This window comes from Aquella oligotrophica (genome assembly GCF_002892535.1).
In the GTDB taxonomy this organism is placed as follows: domain Bacteria; phylum Pseudomonadota; class Gammaproteobacteria; order Burkholderiales; family UBA11063; genus Aquella; species Aquella oligotrophica.
On record NZ_CP024847.1, the window covers coordinates 2,479,385 to 2,504,845 of the forward strand.

Genomic DNA, 25,461 nt, shown 5'->3' on the forward strand with positions numbered 1-25,461 from the left:
CCTATTAATAACCAACCACTATATTGATGTGACAAGTTTGTTTTTCAATCTTGCTACCACGACCTTTAGCACGAGCAGTATGACGCTTCAAGCTAGGACCTTTATCAATATAAACTTCTTTTACTTTAAGTGCATCAATATCTGCACCTTGATTGTGTTCAGCATTTGCAATAGCTGATTCCAAAGTCTTTTTAACGATTCCAGCTGATTTTTTGCTGCTAAACGTCAAAGTATTCAGGGCTCTAGCCACTGGCAAACCACGGATCAAGTCAGCTACTAAACGCGCTTTTTGTGCTGAAACACGAATGTTTTTAGCATGAGCTTTTACTAACATTTATAAACTCCTTAACGTTTAGCTTTTTTATCAGCTGCGTGGCCTTTGAAAGTGCGAGTCAAAGCGAACTCACCCAATTTATGACCTACCATGTTATCAGTAATATATACTGGCACATGTGCACGACCATTATGCACAGCAATTGTTAAACCAATCATTTCTGGAAGAATTGTCGAACGACGAGACCAAGTTTTAATTGGACGTTTGTCGCTTTTCTCAACTGCAACCAGCACTTTATTTATTAAGTGATGATCCACAAAAGGACCTTTTTTCAATGAACGAGCCATTATTATTCCTTACCTACTATTTGCGACGACGATCACGGATGATCATATTATCCGTACGCTTATTGTTGCGAGTTTTATAACCCTTAGTCTTAACACCCCAAGGTGAAACTGGATGCATACCTGCTGCAGTTCTTCCCTCACCACCACCATGTGGGTGATCGATAGGATTCATTGCTACACCACGCACTGTTGGACGAATACCCAACCAGCGTTTAACACCAGCCTTACCATATTGACGTAAGTTGTGATCACCATTACAAACTTCACCGATTGTAGCTTTACAATCTAAATGAACTTTGCGGATCTCACCAGAACGTAGACGCAACTGAGCATAAATACCATCACGCCCCAATAGTTGTACTGAAGTACCAGCTGAACGAGCCAATTGAGCACCTTTGCCCGGCATCATTTCAACACAGTGTACTGTCGTACCAACAGGAATATTTCTAAGCGGTAAAGTGTTACCAGCACGAATTGGTGCTTCATTACTTGAAATAACTGTTTGACCAGCTTCCATACCTTTAGGAGCAATAATATAACGACGCTCACCATCAGCATAGCATAATAATGCAATATGTGCTGTACGGTTAGGATCGTATTCAATACGCTCTACTTTAGCAGGAACATCTAATTTATTACGTTTAAAGTCAACTAGACGATAGTGTTGTTTATGACCGCCACCTTTATGACGCACTGTAATGCGACCATTATTGTTACGACCAGAACCACGCGTCTGTTTTTCCAGAAGAGCAGCAAAAGGTTTACCTTTATGCAGACCTGGAGTTGTAATCTTTACTACACCACGTTGACCCGGGGTTGTAGGTTTTAATTTAACGATAGCCATAGTCTAAGCTCCTCTTACTTCTGGTTTGCAGCTAAGTCAAAGCTTTGACCTGGCATAAGGCTAATGTAAGCCTTTTTCCAGTTATCGCGACGACCATTAAAACGACCAAAGCGCTTTGCTTTACCCGCTACATTTAATACACGAACCGATGCAACTTTGCTATTGAAAGCCAACTCAAAAGCTGCTTTGATTTCATCTTTGCTAGCTTGTTTTAGCACTTTAAATACCACTTGCTCATATTTTTCAGCAACGGTATTTGCTTTCTCGGTAATTACCGGAGAAATCAATACTTTATATAAATCTACTTGTTTCATACCAAGTGCTCCTGTACTTTCTCAATAGCTTTCTGCGTAAATACAACTTTGTTGCAACGTAGTAAGGTATATGGATCGATCTGATGAGCTTCCAACACCAATACTGTTGGCAAATTACGTGAAGCGTAATAAACATTTTCAGTTAACTCATCAACGATAACCAATACGGTTTCATTATTTAATGATAGGTTATTAAGCACCGAAACAAATGATTTAGTTTTAGGGCTATCAATATTTAATTCGTTAGCGATAACTAAACGACCATCAGCAACTAGTTTAGATAAAATAGCTGCGATACCTGCACGGTACATTTTACGATTAACTTTTTGCGTAAAATTTTCTTCAGGAGTATTAGGGAAGGCACGACCACCACCACGCCAAACAGGTGAAGTTGTAGTACCAATACGCGCACGTCCAGTACCTTTTTGTCTCCATGGCTTTTTAGTTGAGTGAGTAACTTCAGCACGAGTTTTTTGTTTGCTATTACCTGAACGAGCATTAGCCAGATATGCAGTCACAACCTGATGAACTAAAGCTTCGTTATATTCACGACCAAACAATGCATCACTAACTGTTAATTGACCAGCATCAGCACCTTGCATATTTAATAGTTTTAATTCCATTATGCACCTGCCTTCACACTTGGACGAACAACAACCTTACCACCTTTAGCACCTGGAATGGCACCTTTAATCAGCAGTAAACCACGCTCAGCATCTACACGTACAACTTCAAGATTTTGCGTTGTAACTTTTACATCTCCAAGATGTCCAGCCATGCGTTTACCAGGGAATACACGACCTGGATCTTGACGCTGACCGATAGAACCTGGAGCGTTATGTGAAACCGAGTTACCATGAGAAGCACGATTTGATGCAAAATTGTGACGCTTGATAGCACCAGCAAAACCTTTACCCTTTGAGGTACCGGTAACATCAACTAATTGACCAGCTGAGAAAATTTCAACAGTTATTGTTGAACCAGCTTGGAAGTTTGCAACTTCTTCAGCAGTTAAATTGAATTCTTGTAACGAAACACCAGCTTCAACACCAGCTTTCGCATAATGACCTTTAGACGGTTTACTTACACGGTTTGCTTTTTTAGCACCAAAAGTAACTTGAACTGAATCATATCCATCAGTTGCCGCCGTTTTAACTTGAACTACGCGATTTGCAGACATCGCCAAAACCGTTACCGGAATTGAGGCTCCATCTTCAGCAAATATGCGAGTCATGCCAAGTTTTTGGCCTACTAGTCCTAGACTCATTTTATATTTACCTTTCTTGTTATTATTTACCAATACTGCTTACACAGCAATGGCTTGGTTACAATTGACCAATAATTTTCTATTGCATAATTAACACAATAGGGACGCGATTATAGCATAATTAGATTAGCAAAAGCAAGTATTTATCAGTAAATTCGATATTCAAACAACCAAAATTAAAATACAATACTGAGTAAATTAATTTCAGTAGCAAAAAATAATAAAAGGGTGATAATTTGTCATATCACCCTTTTATGGTCTAATTTATCAAACATCAAAACACTTACACAGTTATAACCTCGCCGGTTAAAGCATATGGATTACCAGCAGTTATCTTAACTTCGACAATTTCACCTATCATGCGTGGATTACCAACAAAGTTCACAACCTTGAAATTTTCACTCCGCCCAGTTAAAGTATTCGGATCTTTTTTGGAAACTCCTTCGACCAAGATTTTCTGAGTAGTACCGACCATTTTCTGACTAATCACGCCAGCCATCTCTTCAATCCGCGCCTGTAAGCGTTGTAAGCGTGCGAGTTTTACTTCATGTGGCGTATCGTCTTTTAATTCAGCCGCTGGAGTCCCCGGACGAGCAGAGAATATAAAGCTAAAGCTAACATCATAAAATACATCTTCAATCAGCTTCATAGTTTTTTCAAAATCTTCGTCAGTCTCACCGGGAAAACCAACGATAAAATCAGAAGAAAAGGAAATATCCGGACGTAAAGCACGTATTTTACGGATTACTGATTTATACTCTAGCGAAGTATAACCACGCTTCATCCCAGCCAAAATCCGATCAGAACCGCTTTGTGCAGGAAGATGCAAGTGCGAAACCAATTTTGGCAACTTACCATAGCAGTCTATGATTCGTTGACTCATCTCATTTGGATGTGAAGTAGTATAACGAATTCGTTCAATACCCGGGATCTCATGGACAAATTCTAATAGCATTGCAAAATCAGCAATTCCACCCTCTGCCATTTTACCACGGTAGGCATTTACATTCTGCCCCAAAAGGTTAACTTCCTTAACCCCTTGCAGTGTCAGCTTAGCAATCTCGGTCAACACATCTTCAAATGGACGCGAAACCTCTTCCCCTCTGGTATATGGCACTACACAATAAGAGCAATATTTGGAGCAACCTTCCATGATTGAAACAAAAGCCGTCACACCTTCAACTTTAGCATCGGGCATCTTGTCAAATTTCTCAATCTCGGGAAAGCTAATATCCACCTGCGACTTACCAGTCTTACGTCTTTCTTCCATCAGTTCAGGAATTCGGTGTAAGGTTTGCGGACCAAAAACCACATCAACATAAGGAGCTCTTTTGACAATTGTCTGCCCTTCCTGAGAGGCCACACAACCACCAACTCCGATAATGAGATCAGGATTTTTTTGCTTCAAATGTCGCACACGCCCTAAATCGGAGAACACTTTTTCCTGTGCTTTCTCACGAATTGAGCAAGTATTAAATAAGATTACCTCTGCCTCATCAGGATTGTCAGTTTTTTCATAACCTTGAAAGTTATTTAATACGTCCGCCATTTTGTCGGAATCATATTCATTCATCTGGCAGCCATAAGTTTTAATATAAACTTTTTTTGTCATTGTAAAATTCTTGGAACCTAAAAAATCATCAGCTAACAAATTGTTTTAAGCTGTTATATTAGTAATGTAAGCCCGCTATTATAACTGATTTAACCTAATTAATCCAGTGATAATTACCTAAAGAGGTCTTGTTATTTTAGATTTAACTTGCTATAATGAGCCCAGCAGGATATCCATTACCATATTGTTTTTGAAGACTTGTCAATTAAGCAAAAATATTGACAGTCAAAGGTTGGTAACGAATCAGCCTATTAGAGGAGTCTTTGCATGTCTTATGCATACTATAAACCGGCAATGAATTAGCCGTGAACACAAAATCTGTTTCATGAATAGTTAGAAACTAGAACGCTTGATAGTAATATTGATAGCTTCCTTTAACTATTATCTGCAAATTATACAATAAGCAATTATATAAAATCAAATAAACACAATTAATAAACATACACAGTAAAATAATTGTACCAGAAAGATTAGGAGTATCATCTATGCTAAAAGGTTGCATTACCGCCTTAGTTACACCGATGGATAGAAATGGTCAAGTTGATTATGACTCATTAACTAAGCTTGTAGAGTTTCAAATAGAAAACAAAGTTGATGGTTTGGTAGTAATGGGAACTACAGGCGAATCAACTGCGCTTACTAGCGAAGAAAAACTTGCCGTTATCAAACATGTTATTAATATTAATCAGGGTCGGATTAAGATTATCATCGGTGTAAGCGCAGTAAGTACTCAGTCAGGGCTAGACTGTTTCAAATTATTGGAAGGTATTAGCGGGATTGATTACCTGATGTGCGTAACACCATATTACGTAAAACCAACTCAAGAAGGGCTATACCTTCATTTTGCTACGCTAGCCAAAGCAACTAAACTACCGATAATACTATATAACGTTCCGGGAAGAACTGCGACCGATTTATCGGACACAACCACCTTGCGACTAGCAACAGAATTCTCTAATATAGTTGGACTGAAAGATGCTACAGGAAATATAAAACGCTGTGGTTATCTGGTACGAAATCGTCCAGCTGGATTCTCATTACTATCTGGTGATGATGGAACATTACTCCAGTTTCTATTAACTGGTGGCGATGGAGTAATCTCAGTAGCAAGTAATAACTGCCCAGCCGAAATGGTTGAATTATGCAAATATGGTCTAGCGGGAAACTTTAAAGAAGCGCAACAAGTAAATCAGAAACTAGAACCATTATATGATACGCTATTTTGTGAGGCAAATCCAATTCCGGTTAAATGGGCTTTATTCTATCAGCAAATCATTGGTTCACCGCAGCTACGATTACCGCTAACGGAACTCACTCCACAAAATCAGCTAAAAGTAAAAGCAGCGCTTGAAGCAGTCTGATTATTACAATGGGAAGGTAGCTTAACTCTGCTTTCCCAATTTATCTTGTTAAGAAGTTTTCTTGTATTTAAGACTCTAAAGATAAAAGCTTGGCTTCATGAATAAGGAAGGATGAAATGAATAAGATAAAAATTGGTTTATTCGGTTTTGGTAAAACCGGAAAACTTGTCGCACACGAATTTATAAACAATGAAAGCTTTGAATTGGTATGGGTTGCAAAACGAAGTGCTAGTGAGGACTTTATATTTGCTAGTGATGCTCTTGGGCTTAAAGGACAGTCTGGCAAGATTGTTCCCATTTCAGAAATTAATAAAGAATTTTTCACCAATAATCCTGTTGATATAATTGTTGACTTCTCAGATACTTCTGGGGTTAATTATTATGCTCCAGCTGCCGACTTAGGTATTAAGATTATCTCAGCAATTTCCCAATATGAAAGTGGGGATATGGAATACCTAAAAAACCTAGGTTTAAAGACGGCTGTTCTCTATTCACCGAATATTACAATTGGGATTAATCTAATTCTAATGGCAGCGCAAATATTTCAAAATATTTTGCCACATGCGGACATTGAAATAATTGAAGAACACTTCAGAAACAAAAATGAAGTTTCAGGTACTGCAAAGAAAATTGCTGACACCTTGGGGCTTGATGAAGAAACCCAGATTAATTCAATCCGAGTCGGTGGTATCGTTGGCAAGCATGAAGTCATTTTTGGTTTGCCAAACCAGACCATCCGCCTGACTCATGAAAGCATCAGCAAAGCGGCTTTTGGTCAGGGTGCGATATTTGCTGCCAAGTGGCTGATAAATGCAGGACCAGGCTTATATTGCATGGAAGACGTAATTAAAAACCGAGTAAAAGAACAATTACTAGAGAAACAAATGGAGGAGAAAGCCAGTAGCAATTATCTACAACAATTCAAAAATAAAATTCTGGGACTATTTAAGTAATCAAATAAAATACCAGACTGATAGTCTGGTATTTTATATTAAGATTTAAGCGTACTAGTGTTTGCTACTTTCTAGCATAACCATAGTATCCTCACCGGCAGGGAAAGTATTATAATCAAGCATTTTTAAAACACCCTTGCCATCATTGGCAACGTAACCTTTAACTCCTACAGGCATGATAAAACACTGTCCTGCAGTAAAATATTGAGGTTCTTTACCATCTAGCTCCATAGTTGCTTCACCTTTGGTTACACAAGTAGTTACAGCATAATTCATATAATGAACAGAAGAGCGGTAACCTGGCTCACGAGTAATCTCAGTAACTGTGCGAGTAATATCATTTTTATCAGTTTGTTTAAGTAAAGTTTTGAATTTACCACCAACCTTACCATACGGAGTCTCACCGTTAACTTTCAGATCATCACTACCATTATAGGCTTGCTGATCCATTTTAAGTTTTGGTGCTGGCACAGCTGTCAATGTAACGCTATCGTCATTACCATCGGTATCACCCGGTGCATGAGTACTTGAGCAGGCAAACAATAAACCACTTACCATTAAACCAGCAAGTAATCTTGTAACTTTCATGAACTTTCCTTTTATTAACAAATTAACCCTCAAATTATAAAGCATTACTTACTTTGATTCAGCAGTTTTTGCAGTATCTTCACCAGCTTTATAACCACCAGCAAGCTCATGATAAAGATTGACAATAGTTATCAACTGCTGCAATTTATCCTGATTTACACTAATATTCATACGATCAAGTGCAATTTTGGTTTTCAAGGTGTCCATTACACTCTGAATCCCGCTATCCGTCAAACTCTGGTTAAGCCGATAAGATTTCGTCAAATGCATCTGTGCTGATTCAGTTTGCGTTAGTTTATTTGTTAACCGGTAATTTGCTGAAAAAGCATTCGAAGTATCACGTAAGGCTTTCTGCAAGGTTTCCACATAATTATAATAAGAAACTTTATCCAAGCCCTTGGCTTTATCAATCTCCCCAAGCACCGAGGCACGTAATACCGGAATTTTTAGCAGCTCGTCATTGAAATCAACTACATTGGTTGTTATCGGGTTTGGAATATTATAAGAATTATTACCGGCAACTGGACCACCGATAAAATCTAATTGTACCGTAGGCAACAACTGACTAGCGGCAAGCCCAATTCCCTCATTAGAAGCACGCAGGCGATTTTCTGCCATTTGCATATCCGGACGATTCTCAAGTACCGTCATTGGTAACTGAGCTGGTGCCAGAGTTTTATTATTCAGCATTGAGAATTTCTGGGAAGTAGTAATTTGCCCTGGATTTTGATTAATCAGATAGCGAAGAGCATTGCGACTAACAACGATATTTTGTTCAATCACCTCTTGCTCGCCACGAATCATATTTACCTGTGCATCCAAATCCTGCACACTTATATTGGCACTTAACCCACCCTTATAAACTTTCTTGGCAATTTCCGCCAGATGCGTTATATCATTGGCTAAAACATCAAGCAACTGTTTTCGCTCGATTTCTGCCTGATAAGTGAAGTAACTGGCAGTAATTTGAGTTATCACATTTAATTTTACCGCATCATCTTCTGCTTTGGCTTCGGCTAACTCATATTTAGCTTTTTTCTGCTGCTTAATCTGACTAAATACATTCATCGTATAATTGGGCGCAAGAACGGCCAGTAAGCCCGGAAACCCAGTTGCCGGATTATTTGAATAACCAAGTATAACGCTAATATCAGGAATCCATTGCAACTGAACTTTCTTTAATTCACCTTCAGCGGCTTCGACATTACCTCGTGACATATTTAGAGTATTATTACTAGCTAATCCACTTTCGATTAACTGATTAAGTGTTGGGTCATTGAAGCCTTGCCACCAGCTAACAAAAGGAAGATTACTTTCACTCAAGCCAGTATTTTGCGGTACATCCCACTGATTATTTACAGGCACATCAGGCTTTTTATATTCGCTAAAGTAGGCACAACCAGCTAGCAAACTGGCAATTATCATCGTTAAAACTCTATTTTTGTGCATCGTAAATAGTTCCTGACTGAATCGTTAAATTTTGCTGGCTATTAATAAGCTGTTGTAGCTCGACAAGGTCTTGTTGCACCTGTAAAAACAATTGATTATAATCATGCTTATGATAGCGCTTGGTATAATATGCTGAATAGAGTGCTTTTAGGGCAACAAAAATTTTATTTGTCAGAAGCACGAAGCGATTAAACTCATCACCAACTGCCGCCTCAGAACTATGCTCAAAGGCTGAATTACTAACTAGATTATTTACCTCATTTAGGCTACGATTGAAATTGATGCAGGCATTAAACCATCGGCTACGATCAATTTTTTCCTGATTTAGTAGATTTATTAAGCCTAGTAAATGATTAACTACATCTTTTTGCGTATCTGCGATAAAACGCTTCATTAAGCCATATTTACGGAAGATAAAAAACTCAAAAACCACGCAAATTACAAAAGCAAATATGGTACAAACAGTATAATCAACCAAAAAAGCCGTAATTGAAAATTCGCTATGCGCGGCAAAATATCCGGTACCTATCACCGCAGTATTTACCGTAAAAATAGTTGGCACACTGTATGCTCGCCCAACCAAAAAGTAGGCAAAGAACACCGTCACCGGGATAATCAATATCAGCAAGCGATAATCAAGATGTCCTATAAACCATAAAATATAGCCGCTAAATAGCCCAAGTATCATACCCCAAAAGCGATGATAAGCTCGAAAAAGTGTTGTTCCATTATCAAACCCAGCATAAATCATCATTAGCGAAAAGCCAGCCCATCCAGCTTGCGGAAAACCCAGAAATTCCTGCACAAAGATAATAAAGCCAAAAACAATACAAATATGTAGTGCGCGGATTGCCCTATAGCTTAGTGGCTGACTGATTATTTGTTTAAGCATAAATAATTCCAGCTAAGTATAATTGCGTGTAGTGTGCGTAGCTCGTGAGTCTCACGAAAAATCACGTCTTCGTTTGGCTTGATCATCAATGGTTTTTTTAACTTACACGATTCTTTCAGTAATAGCACATAGCGATGTAAGAAGGCAATATATGGCGCGCGAAGTTGCTTTTGGAATGATACCAGATAAGATACTGCCATTACCAGATCCAGAGTTAATAAGGTAATTTTCAGGATACTAAATACCTTCATCCTTCTTGATAACATCCGCGAATACCGATCCATCACAATTGTCCCCGGAATAATCGGTACTTCAACCTCTACCCCATTAGTTATCTTCCCTGTTAGTTCTTCGATCCGAGTCAATACATCGTAAAATCCATTACGCCAAATCCATAGATAATAAAGGCGCGGAAAGAATAATAATGCACTCATTACTAATGAGGTAGCCAAAAGTGTTTGCATAGCGTGATTGATTGCAATATAAAAATTACTGTCACTACTGCCATAGTTCAATGAATATGAAGCTAGACTCAGGATAAGTGGAGCTGGCACAAACATATTTCGTAATTTATATATCGCAACCAGATAAATCAATATTGCATAAAAGAAAACAAAGAAGACAAAAAATGTCCGGTACGGAGAAAACATCCCAAAGAGAAAAACACTGATAGTGCTACCCAGCAGAGTATAAAAATAAAGGGTAAATTTATCTTTTAAGCTATTACCAGCCACTTCCGCAGCAAAAGCAGTTAATGGGATATAGAAATAATAAAAATATGGAGTATGGATACTATAGATGAGATTAATTAAAAATAGTATCTCTAGAATAAATACTGCTTTTAGCCCGTTAACCCGGTGCTCACCAAAACGGTCGTAATTAACTAGTTTTGTTCTAAGACTATTTATAAACATACTCTGATTTTTTATACATATTTATTGAAATTTCCGCATGGTAAAACGAATTGATATTTTCTCATAATTTATGGGAGTATTTTATTTTTTTATTGGTAAAATAAAATACACTTTTCCAGATTAACCCTATTTTGAGAAAACCTTCGCTCCATCAAAAAGTTCAAAAAAAGGAAATACTTACTTTAAAAGCCTTAAAGCTATTTGTAACAATCTGGAAATGTTCTTTATTTATCGAATATTGTTAACTAAAGAAGCTTCAGGATACTCCTCTTCATTAAATTCAACTATTTCAACAGTTCGATTAAACTGTTTTCTATAATTTTCATATTCTTCTGTTGTTAGACCATCCCCATCATATAAAATACAAGTATATGATGATAAATTGCCATGTTTTAAATATGCTATTCCAACCACAAGTTTTGCTTGAGAATGCTGGGTTCTAGATATAATACATCCTAGTTCAAGTAATTTAGCAACTGGAATATTATTATCATTTGTCAAATCAATATACATAAAACAATATGCTGTATTTAAACTTTCTAAATAAATATATCTCCTCATTTCAATTAATGAATGTTTCTCCGATTTAATAATTAGCCCGAGGAAACATTTAGACAATACCCGTCGATAGAACCTATTTGGCCTTAATAATTCAACCATTAATGACTTAATATCTAATAATTGCAACTTAGCTTCTTCGTTAATGGTATTGATTATATGCTCCCAAATCTCGGAATATCTATCTGCCTCACTTCTTGCCAAATATTGCTCATTATTTTGCAAATTTTCCCAGATACCATCCTCCAGAATAATAAAATCTGCATCATTAAAGTTCAAATCTCTATTATTTTTTAGATAGTGCGCCAATAACTCTTTTTCCCCACCATTTATCATCATACCCATAGGCCTTTTATACATATCCAATTTCATTTGATAATAATGAATAAAGTCTGACACGGTGTCAAGCTCATTTACAATAATATCAAGTGAATCTCTGTGTATCGTATGAATTACCAGACCTTCAGATTCTTCAATCATTTTGCTAATAAACTCACTCTCCCCCATAAAAACAGAACATAGGAAAATATTTTTAAATACGTTACCATCTAAAATACCATACCCTGGCAATTTAATTTCCTCATTTTTTACAAATATAGTCTTATATGCTCCGATTAACTGATTTATATTTTTAACTTTATGCTTTTCTTTATAGTGCCCATCGTCTAACTTTACGTTCTTTATTTGCCAAATAAAAATCGTATCATCAAAAATGATAAGTAAATCACATAGTTCTTTACCATCTTCTTTTAGTGGTGACTGAAAACACCAATCTTTCAAAAATGAAACCTGAGCTAACTCATATGCAATTAATTCACCAGTCTTTCCCTTCAAATCTGCTGCTTTTCCTTCTAAATGTCTTGCGTATCTATCCATATTACCCCCCTTGAAAATAACTCTTTATTATAACTCGATTTTTAATTCCAACACGTTAATATCGTATATATCTGCCCACCAACATCAGTATTGTTAAAGTTTTCAAGCTTGTCATCCTTATGTTTTTTCAAATTTAAGACAGCCAATTGGGCTTTTATAGTAAAATTAGTTTAGCATTCAACTTTTAACAAATAAGAATAAGTATCAGGACATAAGCCATGGATTTTTTACAGATTGGATTAGCTTTTATTGAAGGACTGGCATTAATAATTTCCCCGTGCATCTTGCCAGTATTACCACTGGTTTTATCGACATCGATAGATGGTGGCAGACGCCGCCCATTTGGAATCATACTCGGATTCATCCTCACTTTTGCCTTATTCGCCCTTGGTTCACGTCAGTTAGTAGTTTTATTCAATATAAACCTTGATTATATAAAATACGGTTCATTAGCCCTACTTACATTACTTGGAGTGTTATTCCTGTCTGAAAAGCTATTGGCACGCTTTGCTAGCCTCACCGAAAGACTAGCCAATTTTGGCATGCAAAGCTCCAATATAAAACGCGATGGATTTTTAAGTGGCATTATGATTGGTGCACTTATCGGATTAGTCTGGACACCATGTGCAGGTCCGATTATGGCTTCAGCCTTGATACAAATTATCAGAGCCGAGCGGAATCTAAATGCAATAATGCTTATTTTTGCCTTTAGCTTTGGTGCTGGCTTACCAATGTTTATCATCTCACTGACCGGAAGGAAATTAATCATGAAATTACGCTTCATCAGCAACCATTCAGCACTAGTTCATAAAACATTAGGAATCATGATACTATCAAGTATCGCGTTAATCAGCTTTGGCGTAAATGCAGCCGATCTGACTAGCTGGAATAATAAAGCTACAGCTGGCTCAGATAAATTACAAGGAGCATTAGCAACGCCATACCCTGCCCCAGAGTTTGCAGCGTCAGACAAATGGCTAAATACGCCGAATAATCAGCCACTCAGCATCAAAAACCTAAAAGGTAAAGTAGTACTCGTTGATTTTTGGACGTACTCATGCATAAATTGCATTCGTACTCTGCCATACATTACCGAATGGGATAAAAAATACCGTAAAGATGGGCTAGTTATCGTTGGGGTTCATGCACCAGAATTTGAATTTGAAAAAAACATGGATAACGTAAAGCAAGCGATCAGCCGCTATAATATCAAATATCCGGTTGCGATGGATAATAACCTAGATACATGGATTAATTATAATAATCAGTACTGGCCTGCACATTATTTGATAGACAAAAATGGAATGGTGGTATATACGCATTTTGGTGAAGGACAATATCAGGAAACTGAAAATAATATCCGAGTATTACTCGGGCAAAAAACCATCGGGAATAGTACCGAAGATAGCGGGCTAAATTACAATATCAGCCAAACACCAGAAACTTATCTTGGCTATGCTAGAACTGAAGCTTTTGCAAGCCCGGAAGGAATAATCATGGATAAAGCAAATAACTACTCTTTACCCGGGTTTTTATCGGTAAATAACTGGGCGCTTCAGGGTAACTGGACGATTCATAAACAGCAAATTGTCTCGGGTAGTGGTAAGTCTGACTTACAGCTAAACTTCAACGCACGTCATGTATATCTGGTATTAGGTAGTGCTAGCGGGAAGCCAATCAAAGTAAGCCTTAAACTAAACGGGAAAGCTGTTCTGAACACCGCTGGTAAAGACGTAAAAAATAGCAGCGTCACGATTAACAACTATCGCCTATATGATTTGATTGATCAAGGAAAAGTTGCTAATAGCCTACTTGAAATCAATGCTTCAGAATCAGGAGTTGAAGCTTACGCCTTTACTTTTGGCTAACATAATTATAGATTAGGTACCGTTGCAACATTGACGGTACTTTCCAGATTACCAACCGTAAATTGAATACTATTAATTGCTTGATAATCGCTTGCCTGTGTTGGTGTAAAACTGATTTTGATATTACATGACTGATTTGCAGTAATATACATACAGCCATTATTGCCCGACTCAGTTAAAACCGTAAAAGCTGAGTTAGGAACAGCCACCGCAATATTATACTGGCTAAAACTTGGTGCAGCATTACTAACAATCGTATTAATAAAAGTCATTGTTGCAGATTCGCCAATTTTTGCCATATAAACTGGAGGATTTACACTGGTTGTAACTTGTAGATATTGATATGTAGAAGAGCTAGAACCAGAGTTACAACCTACGATAATAAGTGCCAACAATCCAATCCCTGCTAAGGATAAAGTTTTTTGCGCCAACATTTGCTTCCCTAAAATAATTATAATGAATCTATGATCAAACTAAATAATAAACCAGAATATTAGTTCTTGTCAATTGAAAGCATCGATTATTAGTTATTTCTTCATCACTTACGTCATTGGATCTCTTTCATAAGCAATTATTTCACTCCTAGACTTAGGAATAAAAATGTTGAAAGACAAAATTTATATGAGAGTCAAATGAGTAGCGCAAAAATCATTATGACAACAATTCTCTACTCAAACATTAAGAAAGGTGAATCTGTTAGTATTTTTGTACCTAACTAACTTTTTATGATAGATATTATCTAAAATTTAATAAAACAAACCAGCTAGTCGCTGGTATTCTGTTTCATTTCCACCCCATTAAATCCAGCTGCTTATTTATAAGCTCCTGCGGCATAGTGCAACTCATAAGAATGAGAGTAAATTTCTAGAATATTGCCAAATGGATCTTCGCAATAAACCATCCGATAAGGCTTTTCATCTGGATAATAATACCTGACAGGCATACGCTGTTTGCCACCAGCGGCAACAATTTTGGCTGCCAATCCCTCAACATCAGGATCTTGAACACAAAAATGGAATAATCCCGTTCTGAATGGGTTAAATTCAGGTTTTGGCAGATCTTTTGTTTGAGGAAATTCAAATAATTCAATACCTATTTTATCTGATGTTGACATATGTGCTATTCTAAACTTACCATAACCAGCACCGAAAACATCTTGGCACATTATTCCAATTGCGGTATTTGGATCCTCAAGAACTTCGGTTGGGCGCATTATGATATAAAACCCCAATACGGATTCGTAAAATTCAACTGCCTTGTTCAAATCTGGAACAGTTATACCGATATGCGAAAAGGCTCTAGGATATGTTTGCTGCGTCATCGATTATCTTCCTTATATTGCAAAAATTTTTGAAAGAGTAAATTTAGCAGCTATTTAAACTAAAGTCAAATAAGCTTCAAGAATGTTTTACTAATTTCTATCATCTGACAAGAAATAAATCCAAACAGTTGACAACAAATTGATAAAATACTGCAACTATTAATCTAACAAGCACCCATGAAATTACAAACAATAATTGAAAGCCACTGGTACAGCAAATTTGACCCTATAATCGGCGTAGTAATGTTTCCTTTTAGCCTGATTTATGAACTAATTGTCAGGATACGTTGGTTGTTATTTAAATTAGGCTTGAAAAAATCAAGCAAATTACCTGTGCCAGTAGTAATAATAGGTAATATCAGTGTTGGTGGTGCGGGTAAAACACCATTAACTAAGATGCTCGCAACTGAACTAAATCAGCGCGGAATAAATACCGGAATTATCTTACGCGGCTATAAAGGTAGCAGCAAAGATGCCAGAATAGTTTTGCCTGAAGATTACAGTAGTCTAGTTGGTGATGAAGCGCTAATTTATGCTCAAGCTGGTTTTAAGGTAGCTATTGGCAGTAAGCGTGTAGAAGCAGCCAAGCTACTTCTAGCTACATATCCAGAGATACAGTTAATCCTCGCCGATGATGGCATGCAACACTATTACCTAAAACGAGATCTCGAAATATGCGTGATCGATAGTAGCCGCATTCTTGGTAATCAACAGGTGCTGCCGCTTGGTCCATTGCGTGAGCCGATGTCTAGGCTAAAAACAATAGATTATTTTGCGATTAATGGTAAACATAATCAAGAGCAGTTAAATAAAATTTTGACTAAATATGGTAAACCAGTAATTTATCAGGAACTGCGCTTTATCAATTTTTATAATCCAGTATTGGATAAAGTAACCACAGTTGAAGAACTGAATAAAATTAGCGAGCTTCTACCGATGGCAGCAATTGGCAATCCACAACGCTTTTATTACTTTCTCAAAGACCTAGGGGTAAATTTTTGTAAAGTTAAATCATTACCCGATCACCATGACTATGTGATTAGTGATATTCCAGATAATTACACGATAATAACTACAGAAAAAGACTATACCAAACTTGCGAAATTTAAAAATAAACAAATCTGGGTAGCAAATGTCAGCGCAGAACTAAGCGATGAATCACTAATTGATAAAATAGTCAGCCTAGTTAAGCACCAATAAATAAGGATCAGGATAAACATGAATAAACAGAAAAAACTTTTGCTTTTAGCTATTAGTACAGGAATAGGCTATGCCAACGCCGCGAGTAGCAGCCAATTACAGATAAAGCAGGTAATCGTTGGTCCGCAAACAGGAGATAAACCAACTAATTTTTCAATCAATGTCAGTCTAATCAATAACTATAAGGATATTGATAATTGGCAATTTGGTTTTTATATGCCAAGAAATTTTCGTAAAACTAGCAAAAGTAATCTAAATCTGACTATGAAAATTTGTGATAATACCAATCAATGCGCTCCACTTAGTTACCAAAAAGCCAAATTTACTGATCCAGATTTAAGTACTGTATTTACAACGATTGTCAAACCACAAGGAAAATATCCGCTACAAAAAGGCAAAAAATACCAGATTAGCCTCTTGCATAATAGCTCAAGTAGTCCACAAAATTACGCCTCATTTCCGCAAAATTTCTTTATTACTGATGATGATAGCGTGATTAATTTAGCGACAAATTATGCTAGCTATAACTTAACATCAGCGACCAATAAACAAAATCAAGTAGCAAACCAAAAACGAATCAGTAATAACTGGAGTAATTCTGATACTACAGAGCCGATTGTTAATATTATTCCCATGCCAACCCAAGTTACCGCAATTAATAGTAGTAATCCGTTTATTCTCGATGATAATCTGGCAATTCATAATCTAGCTGAACTAGATAAAGAGCAACTAAAATTCTGGCAACAAGCGTTAAAGCAGGATCATGATTTAACACCAGATATAGATACTAAAGACGCCACCTCTGGAATCATTCTAAATAAAGTAAGCAATAGCAAAATGGAAAATCCAGAAGGCTATGATATCGAAATTACAGCAAAAGCAATTACTATTAATGCCAGTAATGCTGCCGGATTTTTTTATGCCTTACAAAGTCTTCGCCAGCTATGGTTTAAAAATACAGCTATCCCAAGCATGACAATTCTTGATACACCTAAATTTAAATATCGCGGAATATTGCTTGATGTTGCTAGGCATTATTTCACACCTAAAGAGCTAAAAAACTTTATTGATGTAATGGCTACTAGCAAACTAAATACTCTACACTTGCATCTATCTGATGATGAAGCATTTAGACTAGAACTTGACAATTACCCGGATTTGGCAAAAAAAGCTAGTCATCGTGGTTATGGACAATTAATTGGTCCTATAGCATTCCCACAGAAAAACCTTGGTAAAACCAGCAAAGATGAAAAAGTTGCAACTGCGGATAGCGATTATGGTGGCAGCTATTCAAGTGATGATATTCGCGATTTGATAAAGTATGCCAACTCCCGACAAATAACCATTATCCCAGAAATTGACATCCCGGGGCATTCGCGCGCAATGATGAAAGCAATGCCCGAAGCATTCTATGAACCGGAAGATCATAGTGAATATGCTGGCTACGGCGATGATAGTATCCCGGTCTGCGCATATGGTAGTAGTACTAAACTTGGTAAAAAATTTACTAGCGCTATTACTGGCATCCTCAATGATACAGCTAGTTTATTTAGTAACCAAACGACCCTTTATGCCACAAATAATGAAGTGAGTATCGGTGGTGATGAAGTGTTTAAAGGTACTTGGAAAGATGCTCCGTCCTGTCAGGTTTCACCATGGAATAGCATGTCAGAAACCGAAAAAGAACATTATTTCTTAGGTATGCTAAACGACGATGCTAAAGTAAATAAATTGAAACTATCTGGCTGGCATGAGTTTCTTACTGATAAAAATGGCAATGTAAATAACAGTAATGCCATAGCTAACGATGATGTTGGTCATGTCTGGGTATGGAATAACTACTCGGTGAAGTCGTCAGCTATTGCAACTAAACTTGCTAATGCCAATTATCCAGTTGTCCTAGATTATTCTGATTATCTATATATGAATATGACCTATAATGCAGATATTCATGAACCCGGGTTTTATGGTGATACTAAATTCAGTGATACCAATGCCTTATTAAGTTCAGTCAATCCAGTTGCCAAGACGCTTAAAAGTACTAAACACCCTGAACAGATTTTGGGTATCGAAGGAGCACTTTGGACAGATATTATCCCAAGTTATAGCCAGCTACAATATATGGCATTCCCGAAAATTGCCGGGCTAGCTGAAGCTGCATGGTCGTACTCTAGCTATGCCAGTGCAAAACCACAATGGCAATCATTAGCAAGTAGGCTTGGCTGTGGTAAGACCGGATTTTTGGCTTATTTAAATCAGACCTATAGTATAATCTATCGTGGCTATCCAAATGGAATCAAGCTTGAAGCACCATTATTGTGTAACTGATTTTACCCATGTATTTAATTTTCAGAGGTATAAAATGAATTTTAACGATTTTGCGGACTGGTTCGTCGTTTTGAACCCGTCCGCCATGAGGAAAAATTTGTTTTATACCTCTGAAATGGCTTATCTGCGTAATATGAGTTATTTAACTGATGTTACAATCTAAAATATTAATTTTCTCTGGAGTTTATTATGCAAGCAGTTAGTGTTTATTTGACTTTCAAAGGTAATGCGGAAGAAGCATTTAATTTTTATCAACAGGCTTTGGGTGGTAATTTAGAAACACATCGCTTCAAGGATATGCCAGAAGGAGAGAAATTACCAGAACCTGACCAGAATAAAGTAATGCATACATCATTAACTTTGCCTAATGGTCAGACAATAATGGCGTCTGATACGATAGATTCTATACCTGAATGTAGAAGCCAAGAACTTGTAGCAGGGAATAATTTTACTATCAGCATTACTCCCGACAACGAAGCTGAGGCAGATAAGCTTTTTGCAGCTTTGGCTGTTGGAGGGACTATAAGCATGCCATTACAAAAAACTTTCTGGAATGCTTACTTTGGCATGTTAACCGATAAATTTGGCATTCAGTGGATGGTAAATTACGATTACCCACAAAATTAATCGCAACACAAGCCAGTAATTCAATAATTGTGCAGCGCTACTACACAATTAGATAAAATCCGATATAATAATCGTTTAGTCTATAACTATTCTTGACTAAAAAAATAAAACCGCATTAGTTTCTTCCTCAATGCGGTTTTCTATTTCCACCACCTGATTATATTTTTCCAATCTAAAAAGCAAGGATATGGCAAATCACTGTTAACTAAGACGTCCTGATTTTAAGGAAATTTTGATAAGAATTGGTGTAATGATAGTAATCAAAACAACAGCAAGTACAATTGCTGACATAATATCATTATTTATGATACCCAGCTGATGACCTGTTACAGCAAAAATAAGACCAGCTTCTCCAATAGGTGTCATCCCAAGCCCAACTAATAATTTATTAAGCTTTTCCTTCTCACTATAGCCACTGATAATTCGCCCGATCAGACTAATTATTAACAATGAAATAGCAAATAAAACTACCCTTGGCTTCGTAAGGTCAGAAAGCTTAAAAATCAAACCAATGTAAGTAAAGAATATTGGGACAAAGATATTAGACAAGGGTTTAATAAGTTCATCAAGTGATCTAGTTTCCTGTGCATGAACAGTTTTCAATATCTGGACCTTGGTATTTTCGTCACTGGTATGATTGGCAATCAACTTTAATTCACGCAAAAACTTTGCTTGTGAAAAATTTTTGAAATGCTCAGGATCAATAACCAGACCAGCAATAAAAGCACCAATAACCGGAGCAACGCCAAGAATACTAGCAAGCCAAGTATAAAGAGTACAGATAAAAAATAATAAGCCAATTTTCATACTAATACCGGCATGAATCTTCACTGACAATTTTGTCAATAAAGGTGTCAACCGTGTACCTAAAGTTATCGAAAGGAGGAAAAACATTGTAATTTTTGCTGTAATAGTGATTAATGTTTCTATTTCAATATTACCTGCGATTAGTACACCAGAAACTATCGCAAAACATAAGATGCTTAGTACTTCATCAATCAATGAAGCAGTAAGTACCAACTTCACTTCCCGGCTGCCAAGAATCTTTAGATCCTTAAAAACTTTAGCAGAGATTCCCGTTGCTGTTGCAGCTGTTATAACACCTAATAAAATTCGACTATCGGTAGTCATATCCGGATAGAAAAAAGCACTAAGATAATACCCACCACTAAAAGTAAGAACCGTGCCAAATAAAGCAATCTTCATTCCAGAAACCAGTTTATTGCTGATATCCTTTATTTGAGTCTCAAGACCGATTTCAAACATCAGAATCATTGCACCTATTTCAGACAGAAACTGGATAATTTCATTGTGATTCATGCCGATAAATGTGGTGATACCAAATAAATAAAGGTGTCCAAGAACTATCCCAGCAAGAATTTCCGAAGTAACTACTGGTAAACCAATTTTTTTGACAATTGATAACCCTCGCGACATTAATATTGATAAAGCAAGCCACAGATAAATTGCGGGAGTAAAATCAACTGTCCCTGAAGTATTAGTATTAGCAGTTGAACTAGCAAAGCTTTTTAATGAAATGAAGAGAAATAGAGTAATCAGGCAGCCTCTTGTAACTATCTTTGTGTCTAATAGCAATCCAAGAGCGTACCATACAAATTGATTAACGTAGTTTTTGCTGAAGTTCATAAAGAAGATCCAGTGCTTGTTTTGCGGTTAAATCATTCGGATCAACTTGCCTAAGCTTACTTAGCACAGCTTCTTCATTTGGGCTAAGTGAACTAGGATATTCATCTGTAAGTGCTGCATCAATACTGAATAAGTCGAGTTTAGCTTGTTTTTCACTTCCATCTTCAAGATGTTGCAAATATTTTTTTGCCGTAGCTAAAACTGGCTTTGGCACGCCAGCAAGTGAAGCAACCTGTATTCCATAACTTTTGGCAGCAGGCCCTGATTCAACATGATGCATAAATACAATCTGATCTTTATGTTCGACTGCGCTTAGATGAACATTAGCGACTTTAGCATAGTGATTGGCAAGATCGGTTAATTCAAAATAATGAGTTGCAAAAAGACTATAAGCAGCACATTTTTCGATTAGATAGCGCGCAATTGCATAAGCAAGTGCTAAGCCATCAAAAGTGGAAGTACCACGCCCAACTTCATCCATAATTACGAGTGATTGACTAGTAGCATTATTCAGAATATTTGCCGTTTCAGACATTTCAACCATAAAGGTTGATTTGCCACCTGATAAATCATCTGATGCACCAATTCGGGTAAATATACGATCAATTACCCCAATTACAGCTTTAGTTGCCGGAACATAACAACCACAATGCGCAAGAAGGCAAATAATTGCTACCTGCCGCATATAAGTTGATTTACCTCCCATATTGGGACCAGTAATCATTAGAAATTTACTAGTATCATCTACATTAATGCTATTGGCAATAAACTGATCAATCTGTTTTTCGACAACCGGATGTCGCCCATCATCAATACGAATCTGGTGATGATTAATGAGTTCTGGGCAACAATAATTACCCAGAAGACTTACCTTGGCAAACGAAGCTAAAACATCGAGTGTTGCTATTGCATCGGCTAATTGCTGCAACTGACTAAGATGTTGATTTAGAAAATCAAGAATTTCTTCATAAATTTTTTTCTCAAGTGCCAACGCCTTGTCATTTGCGGCTAAAACTTCATTTTCAAAAGATTTTAATTCTGGAGTCGTAAATCGCTCAGCATTTTTGAGAGTTTGGGTACGCCGATATTCAACCGGGGCTTTATCTAGGTTGGAACGCGAAATTTCAATAAAATATCCATGCACACGGTTATATTCGACTTTTAAATTGGCAATCCCAGTACGTTCACGCTCTTTGGCTTCCAATTCAAGAATAAACTGGCTACCATCAGTATTGATACTTCGTAAGCGATCTAATTCAGGGTTGTAACCCTCATTAATCACATCACCTTCGCGAATCAATAATTTTGGTTCTGGCTTTATTGCGGCAAGGAGGTAAGAATAAATCTCTTGACTTACCTCGCTAAATTTAGCATAAATTTCAGCTATCAGACTAATCGAGCAATATTCACGAATAAACCCAAGCTGTGGAATCAGCTGTAAAGAGTCACGTAACCCGGATAAATCACGCGGGCGAGCAGTTCTTAGACCGATACGCGAACTGATACGTTCAATATCACTTACCTGTTTTAATACACCATGTATCTGGTTATAATTTTCCTGAAGTACTTTGACAGCTTCCTGCCGCGCACGAATCTCTTTATGATCACGCAATGGATTATTTAACCATTTATCAAGTAAGCGGCTACCCATTGTTGAAGCACATTGATCCATTACAGAAAATAATGTCGGAGCTTTTTCACCACGAATAGTTTCACTAATCTCAAGATTTTTTCGTGAGATTGCATCAAGAATCAGATAATCATTTTGATTATCATAAATAACACTATTAATATGTGGTAGCTGATTATTTTGTGTTTGTTTGGCATAATCAAGGATAATACCCGCACTTATGATAGCTTGATGATAATGACTAATCCCAAAACCATCGAGATCATTTACTAAAAAATGCTCACACAAACGGCGTAAATTCAGATCATATTCAAAATGCCATTCGGGAATAATTTTATAGGCAAGATTTGGACGGATAATTTTTAGCTGCTTAATCAAATTTTCACTGGCAATTATTTCCGCAGGACGAATCCGCTCGATTTGATTCTGGAGATCACTAGCAACACATTCACTAATCAGAAAACTACCACCACTAAGTGATATCCAAGCAAGACCACATTGATTATTTTTCTGATAGATCGCCAAAATCTGGTTATCTTCTTTATCATTTAGAAGGGTTTCGTCAGTGAGTGTTCCTGGCGTGATGATACGAGTAACTTTACGCTCAACCGGTCCTTTCCCAGTAACTTCACCTACCTGATCAACAATAACTACCGATTGCCCAAGCTTGACCATTTTAGTCAGATACTGATCAGCAGAATGGAATGGGACTCCCGCCATTTTTATCGGCGTACCAGCAGATGAACCACGCTGAGTTAGCGTAATTCCTAACAATCTGGAACCAAGCTCCGCATCTTCAAAAAATAGCTCGTAAAAATCACCCATCCGGTAGAATAACAGCATATCCGGATAATCTGCCTTGATGCGCAAATACTGCTGCATCATTGGCGTATGATTACTTATATCGGTAGCACTCATTGATTGGATTTAGTATTTCTGGATAATTTTAAGAATTGGGCTAACTAATTTAGGATTAGCCGCAATAATATTACCGCTATCAAGCATCTCTTGACCACCATTAAAGTCGCAAACCAATCCACCAGCTTCTTTAACTAATAAATATCCAGCTGCTATATCCCATGGCTTTAGGTTAAATTCCCAGAAGCCATCAACCATACCAGCTGCAACGTAAGCTAAATCAAGCGCAGCTGAACCAGCACGTCGTTGACCTGAGGTAGATAAAAGCATTTCCTTAAAAATTGGCATGTATTTATCAAGTAAACTCATATCGTAAGTTGGAAATCCAGTTGCCAATAAACTATCCGCTAAGTTTGCTGTCGTAGATACTCGAATCCGCCCATTATTTAGGCGAGCACCTTTACCTAGTTCAGCAGTATAAATATCATTACGATTTGGATCAAAGATTGCCGCATGAGTAATTTTATCTTGATGCTTTACAGCAATTGAAATTGAATATTGTGGATGCCCATGTAAATAATTAGTAGTCCCATCCAAAGGATCGATAATCCAAGTAAAGTCTGAACCATTATCAATATTCCCCTCTTCTTCACCAAGAATATTATGATCTGGGAAAGCTTTTAGAATGGTATTGATAATAATTTGTTCAGCTTTTTTATCAACTTCGCTTACATAATCATTGTGTCCCTTACGATCCACTTTGAGTCTACCAATATTTTTACTTTCTTGCTGAATGATATTACCTGCGTTATATGCAGCCTGTACCGCAATATTCAATATGCCTGACATGCTAATCCTTTGTATTCTAAAATCAGTTTTTAACCCAGTATTATACCGCAGATGATGCCATGGCTTTTACTTCAAATAAATAAATCAGCCAAAAGGTAGCGATGATTTTTCAACCATTTCTCAGCCATTTTATACTCTGGATAAATGTTAGCAACCAGTGTCCAGAAATGCAGAGAATGATTTAACTCTCTCAGATGTGCAAGCTCGTGTGCTACAATATATTCAATCACAAATAGTGGAAGCATTATAAGTCGATAACTAAACGAAATTGTCCCCTTACTACTACAACTTCCCCAACGCCCCTTAGCTTTAGTTACTTTCACCTTTTCGGGTTTAAGAGCGTACAAATTCTGGTATTTTACCATTAATGGTTGTACGATATTTTTTACCTGCTCTTTATACCAGTTAATTAATCTTAACTGATGCTCCTCTTTAGAATAGCCATAAACTCTGATTGTATCTGCTACAATTTGAACCGCTGGAGAATCACCTTCCAATAACACCAAGGAATAAGTCTCACCTAGAAAATAAATCACCCCAGTATCTTTTTTTCTACTCCTAACTTCAGCAAGTTTTTTGTCAATCCAATGCTGATATTTTTGAATAAGGTCGTTTATGTTATTAGTAGTTGCCTGAAACGGAACTCTTATGACCACCATACCATCATGATTAATACTAATAGCCATAGTCTTACGTTTTGATTTGATAATTTCATATTCCATTTCGCAATTATAACTGATGTAGCTTGTCTATGGCCATAACTATCTGACACCCGTAATTCCCGTTATATTGCATTGCAAAATAATTTAACCATTAGCCCTCATAAGCAACTGATAAATGATATAATTACGCGTTTAAAATAACTCCATTTAGCAAAAATAGAT

General features: G+C 36.9%; 24 protein-coding genes. 6 read left to right on the forward strand and 18 right to left on the reverse strand.

The annotated features are described in order from the left end of the window. Positions 1–4 precede the first annotated feature (4 nt). The 7 genes from rplV to miaB form a co-directional block, all read right to left on the reverse strand. A complete protein-coding gene (gene rplV / locus CUN60_RS11295; RefSeq protein WP_102952141.1) occupies positions 5–334 on the reverse strand; it encodes a 50S ribosomal protein L22 in 330 nt (109 codons plus the stop codon). A gap of 11 nt (positions 335–345) precedes the next feature. Next, a complete protein-coding gene (gene rpsS / locus CUN60_RS11300; RefSeq protein ID WP_102952142.1) occupies positions 346–621 on the reverse strand; it encodes a 30S ribosomal protein S19 in 276 nt (91 codons plus the stop codon). A gap of 16 nt (positions 622–637) precedes the next feature. Further along, complete coding sequence (gene rplB, locus CUN60_RS11305) at positions 638–1,465, reverse strand: 50S ribosomal protein L2 (RefSeq protein ID WP_102952143.1); 828 nt, start codon at positions 1,463–1,465, stop codon at positions 638–640. A gap of 14 nt (positions 1,466–1,479) precedes the next feature. Continuing rightward, positions 1,480–1,779, reverse strand: coding sequence for a 50S ribosomal protein L23 (rplW, locus tag CUN60_RS11310; protein WP_102952144.1), 300 nt, complete (start codon positions 1,777–1,779; stop codon positions 1,480–1,482). Next, positions 1,776–2,402, reverse strand: a complete 627-nt coding sequence (gene rplD / locus CUN60_RS11315; protein ID WP_102952145.1) for a 50S ribosomal protein L4 — start codon at positions 2,400–2,402, stop codon at positions 1,776–1,778. The genes rplW and rplD overlap by 4 nt, the downstream gene beginning before the upstream one ends. Next, complete coding sequence (gene rplC, locus CUN60_RS11320) at positions 2,402–3,046, reverse strand: 50S ribosomal protein L3 (RefSeq protein ID WP_102952146.1); 645 nt, start codon at positions 3,044–3,046, stop codon at positions 2,402–2,404. The genes rplD and rplC overlap by 1 nt, the downstream gene beginning before the upstream one ends. A 283-nt stretch (positions 3,047–3,329) precedes the next feature. Continuing rightward, positions 3,330–4,658, reverse strand: a complete 1,329-nt coding sequence (gene miaB / locus CUN60_RS11325) for a tRNA (N6-isopentenyl adenosine(37)-C2)-methylthiotransferase MiaB (RefSeq protein WP_102952147.1) — start codon at positions 4,656–4,658, stop codon at positions 3,330–3,332. Between the two features lie 485 nt (positions 4,659–5,143). On the opposite strand from miaB, the gene dapA reads away from it, so the two are divergent. Both dapA and CUN60_RS11335 read left to right on the forward strand, forming a co-directional pair. Beyond that, positions 5,144–6,019 (forward strand): 4-hydroxy-tetrahydrodipicolinate synthase, encoded by an 876-nt coding sequence (gene dapA / locus CUN60_RS11330; protein ID WP_102952148.1) that lies wholly within the window; start codon positions 5,144–5,146, stop codon positions 6,017–6,019. A gap of 116 nt (positions 6,020–6,135) precedes the next feature. After that, entirely contained in the window at positions 6,136–6,972 is an 837-nt protein-coding gene (locus CUN60_RS11335) for a 4-hydroxy-tetrahydrodipicolinate reductase (protein WP_102952149.1), read from the forward strand. A gap of 54 nt (positions 6,973–7,026) precedes the next feature. On the opposite strand, the gene CUN60_RS11340 is transcribed toward CUN60_RS11335, so the two are convergent. From CUN60_RS11340 to CUN60_RS11360, 5 genes are all read right to left on the reverse strand, one after another. Next, complete coding sequence (locus tag CUN60_RS11340) at positions 7,027–7,560, reverse strand: cupin domain-containing protein (protein ID WP_102952150.1); 534 nt, start codon at positions 7,558–7,560, stop codon at positions 7,027–7,029. A 48-nt stretch (positions 7,561–7,608) separates the two neighbouring features. After that, a complete protein-coding gene (locus tag CUN60_RS11345) occupies positions 7,609–9,009 on the reverse strand; it encodes a TolC family protein (protein ID WP_222593263.1) in 1,401 nt (466 codons plus the stop codon). Continuing rightward, positions 8,996–9,901: an FUSC family protein gene (locus CUN60_RS11350; RefSeq protein WP_222593264.1), complete on the reverse strand. Its 906-nt coding sequence runs from the start codon at positions 9,899–9,901 to the stop codon at positions 8,996–8,998. The genes CUN60_RS11345 and CUN60_RS11350 overlap by 14 nt, the downstream gene beginning before the upstream one ends. After that, positions 9,886–10,815 (reverse strand): FUSC family protein, encoded by a 930-nt coding sequence (locus tag CUN60_RS11355; protein ID WP_102952152.1) that lies wholly within the window; start codon positions 10,813–10,815, stop codon positions 9,886–9,888. The genes CUN60_RS11350 and CUN60_RS11355 overlap by 16 nt, the downstream gene beginning before the upstream one ends. A 228-nt stretch (positions 10,816–11,043) precedes the next feature. Continuing rightward, a complete protein-coding gene (locus tag CUN60_RS11360; RefSeq protein WP_102952153.1) occupies positions 11,044–12,249 on the reverse strand; it encodes a hypothetical protein in 1,206 nt (401 codons plus the stop codon). 218 nt (positions 12,250–12,467) lie between these two features. On the opposite strand from CUN60_RS11360, the gene CUN60_RS11365 reads away from it, so the two are divergent. Beyond that, positions 12,468–14,117, forward strand: a complete 1,650-nt coding sequence (locus CUN60_RS11365; RefSeq protein ID WP_102952154.1) for a cytochrome c biogenesis protein DipZ — start codon at positions 12,468–12,470, stop codon at positions 14,115–14,117. A 5-nt stretch (positions 14,118–14,122) separates the two neighbouring features. On the opposite strand, the gene CUN60_RS11370 is transcribed toward CUN60_RS11365, so the two are convergent. Continuing rightward, positions 14,123–14,551: a hypothetical protein gene (locus tag CUN60_RS11370; RefSeq protein WP_102952155.1), complete on the reverse strand. Its 429-nt coding sequence runs from the start codon at positions 14,549–14,551 to the stop codon at positions 14,123–14,125. A gap of 377 nt (positions 14,552–14,928) precedes the next feature. Then, positions 14,929–15,438 (reverse strand): lactoylglutathione lyase family protein, encoded by a 510-nt coding sequence (locus tag CUN60_RS11375; RefSeq protein WP_102952156.1) that lies wholly within the window; start codon positions 15,436–15,438, stop codon positions 14,929–14,931. Between the two features lie 177 nt (positions 15,439–15,615). Here CUN60_RS11375 and lpxK point away from each other — a divergent pair, with 177 nt between their 5' ends. The 3 genes from lpxK (at position 15,616) to CUN60_RS11390 (ending at position 19,593) form a co-directional block, all read left to right on the forward strand. Beyond that, a complete protein-coding gene (gene lpxK, locus CUN60_RS11380; protein WP_102952157.1) occupies positions 15,616–16,638 on the forward strand; it encodes a tetraacyldisaccharide 4'-kinase in 1,023 nt (340 codons plus the stop codon). An 18-nt stretch (positions 16,639–16,656) separates the two neighbouring features. Beyond that, entirely contained in the window at positions 16,657–18,966 is a 2,310-nt protein-coding gene (locus CUN60_RS11385) for a beta-N-acetylhexosaminidase (protein ID WP_102952158.1), read from the forward strand. 189 nt (positions 18,967–19,155) lie between these two features. Next, a complete protein-coding gene (locus CUN60_RS11390) occupies positions 19,156–19,593 on the forward strand; it encodes a VOC family protein (RefSeq protein ID WP_102952159.1) in 438 nt (145 codons plus the stop codon). 201 nt (positions 19,594–19,794) lie between these two features. On the opposite strand, the gene CUN60_RS11395 is transcribed toward CUN60_RS11390, so the two are convergent. The 4 genes from CUN60_RS11395 to CUN60_RS11410 form a co-directional block, all read right to left on the reverse strand. Next, positions 19,795–21,240, reverse strand: coding sequence for a cation:proton antiporter (locus CUN60_RS11395; protein WP_102952160.1), 1,446 nt, complete (start codon positions 21,238–21,240; stop codon positions 19,795–19,797). After that, entirely contained in the window at positions 21,215–23,788 is a 2,574-nt protein-coding gene (gene mutS / locus CUN60_RS11400; RefSeq protein WP_222593265.1) for a DNA mismatch repair protein MutS, read from the reverse strand. The genes CUN60_RS11395 and mutS overlap by 26 nt, the downstream gene beginning before the upstream one ends. 9 nt (positions 23,789–23,797) lie before the next feature. Further along, the gene (locus CUN60_RS11405) at positions 23,798–24,577 is read right to left on the reverse strand and encodes an inositol monophosphatase family protein (protein ID WP_102952161.1); all 780 of its coding nucleotides are present in this window, start codon (positions 24,575–24,577) and stop codon (positions 23,798–23,800) included. 71 nt (positions 24,578–24,648) lie between these two features. Continuing rightward, positions 24,649–25,299 (reverse strand): M48 family metallopeptidase, encoded by a 651-nt coding sequence (locus tag CUN60_RS11410; RefSeq protein ID WP_102952162.1) that lies wholly within the window; start codon positions 25,297–25,299, stop codon positions 24,649–24,651. Positions 25,300–25,461 lie beyond the last annotated feature (162 nt).

Excerpts from the sequence above, each read along its gene's own strand:
- rplV (WP_102952141.1), bottom strand. The coding sequence starts at position 334 with ATGTTAGTAAAAGCTCATGCTAAAAACATTCGTGTTTCAGCACAAAAA.
- rpsS (WP_102952142.1), bottom strand. The coding sequence starts at position 621 with ATGGCTCGTTCATTGAAAAAAGGTCCTTTTGTGGATCATCACTTAATA.
- rplB (WP_102952143.1), bottom strand. The coding sequence starts at position 1,465 with ATGGCTATCGTTAAATTAAAACCTACAACCCCGGGTCAACGTGGTGTA.
- rplW (WP_102952144.1), bottom strand. The coding sequence starts at position 1,779 with ATGAAACAAGTAGATTTATATAAAGTATTGATTTCTCCGGTAATTACC.
- rplD (WP_102952145.1), bottom strand. The coding sequence starts at position 2,402 with ATGGAATTAAAACTATTAAATATGCAAGGTGCTGATGCTGGTCAATTA.
- rplC (WP_102952146.1), bottom strand. The coding sequence starts at position 3,046 with ATGAGTCTAGGACTAGTAGGCCAAAAACTTGGCATGACTCGCATATTT.
- miaB (WP_102952147.1), bottom strand. The coding sequence starts at position 4,658 with ATGACAAAAAAAGTTTATATTAAAACTTATGGCTGCCAGATGAATGAA.
- dapA (WP_102952148.1), top strand. The coding sequence starts at position 5,144 with ATGCTAAAAGGTTGCATTACCGCCTTAGTTACACCGATGGATAGAAAT.
- CUN60_RS11335 (WP_102952149.1), top strand. The coding sequence starts at position 6,136 with ATGAATAAGATAAAAATTGGTTTATTCGGTTTTGGTAAAACCGGAAAA.
- CUN60_RS11340 (WP_102952150.1), bottom strand. The coding sequence starts at position 7,560 with ATGAAAGTTACAAGATTACTTGCTGGTTTAATGGTAAGTGGTTTATTG.
- CUN60_RS11345 (WP_222593263.1), bottom strand. The coding sequence starts at position 9,009 with ATGCACAAAAATAGAGTTTTAACGATGATAATTGCCAGTTTGCTAGCT.
- CUN60_RS11350 (WP_222593264.1), bottom strand. The coding sequence starts at position 9,901 with ATGCTTAAACAAATAATCAGTCAGCCACTAAGCTATAGGGCAATCCGC.
- CUN60_RS11355 (WP_102952152.1), bottom strand. The coding sequence starts at position 10,815 with ATGTTTATAAATAGTCTTAGAACAAAACTAGTTAATTACGACCGTTTT.
- CUN60_RS11360 (WP_102952153.1), bottom strand. The coding sequence starts at position 12,249 with ATGGATAGATACGCAAGACATTTAGAAGGAAAAGCAGCAGATTTGAAG.
- CUN60_RS11365 (WP_102952154.1), top strand. The coding sequence starts at position 12,468 with ATGGATTTTTTACAGATTGGATTAGCTTTTATTGAAGGACTGGCATTA.
- CUN60_RS11370 (WP_102952155.1), bottom strand. The coding sequence starts at position 14,551 with ATGTTGGCGCAAAAAACTTTATCCTTAGCAGGGATTGGATTGTTGGCA.
- CUN60_RS11375 (WP_102952156.1), bottom strand. The coding sequence starts at position 15,438 with ATGACGCAGCAAACATATCCTAGAGCCTTTTCGCATATCGGTATAACT.
- lpxK (WP_102952157.1), top strand. The coding sequence starts at position 15,616 with ATGAAATTACAAACAATAATTGAAAGCCACTGGTACAGCAAATTTGAC.
- CUN60_RS11385 (WP_102952158.1), top strand. The coding sequence starts at position 16,657 with ATGAATAAACAGAAAAAACTTTTGCTTTTAGCTATTAGTACAGGAATA.
- CUN60_RS11390 (WP_102952159.1), top strand. The coding sequence starts at position 19,156 with ATGCAAGCAGTTAGTGTTTATTTGACTTTCAAAGGTAATGCGGAAGAA.
- CUN60_RS11395 (WP_102952160.1), bottom strand. The coding sequence starts at position 21,240 with ATGAACTTCAGCAAAAACTACGTTAATCAATTTGTATGGTACGCTCTT.
- mutS (WP_222593265.1), bottom strand. The coding sequence starts at position 23,788 with ATGAGTGCTACCGATATAAGTAATCATACGCCAATGATGCAGCAGTAT.
- CUN60_RS11405 (WP_102952161.1), bottom strand. The coding sequence starts at position 24,577 with ATGTCAGGCATATTGAATATTGCGGTACAGGCTGCATATAACGCAGGT.
- CUN60_RS11410 (WP_102952162.1), bottom strand. The coding sequence starts at position 25,299 with ATGGAATATGAAATTATCAAATCAAAACGTAAGACTATGGCTATTAGT.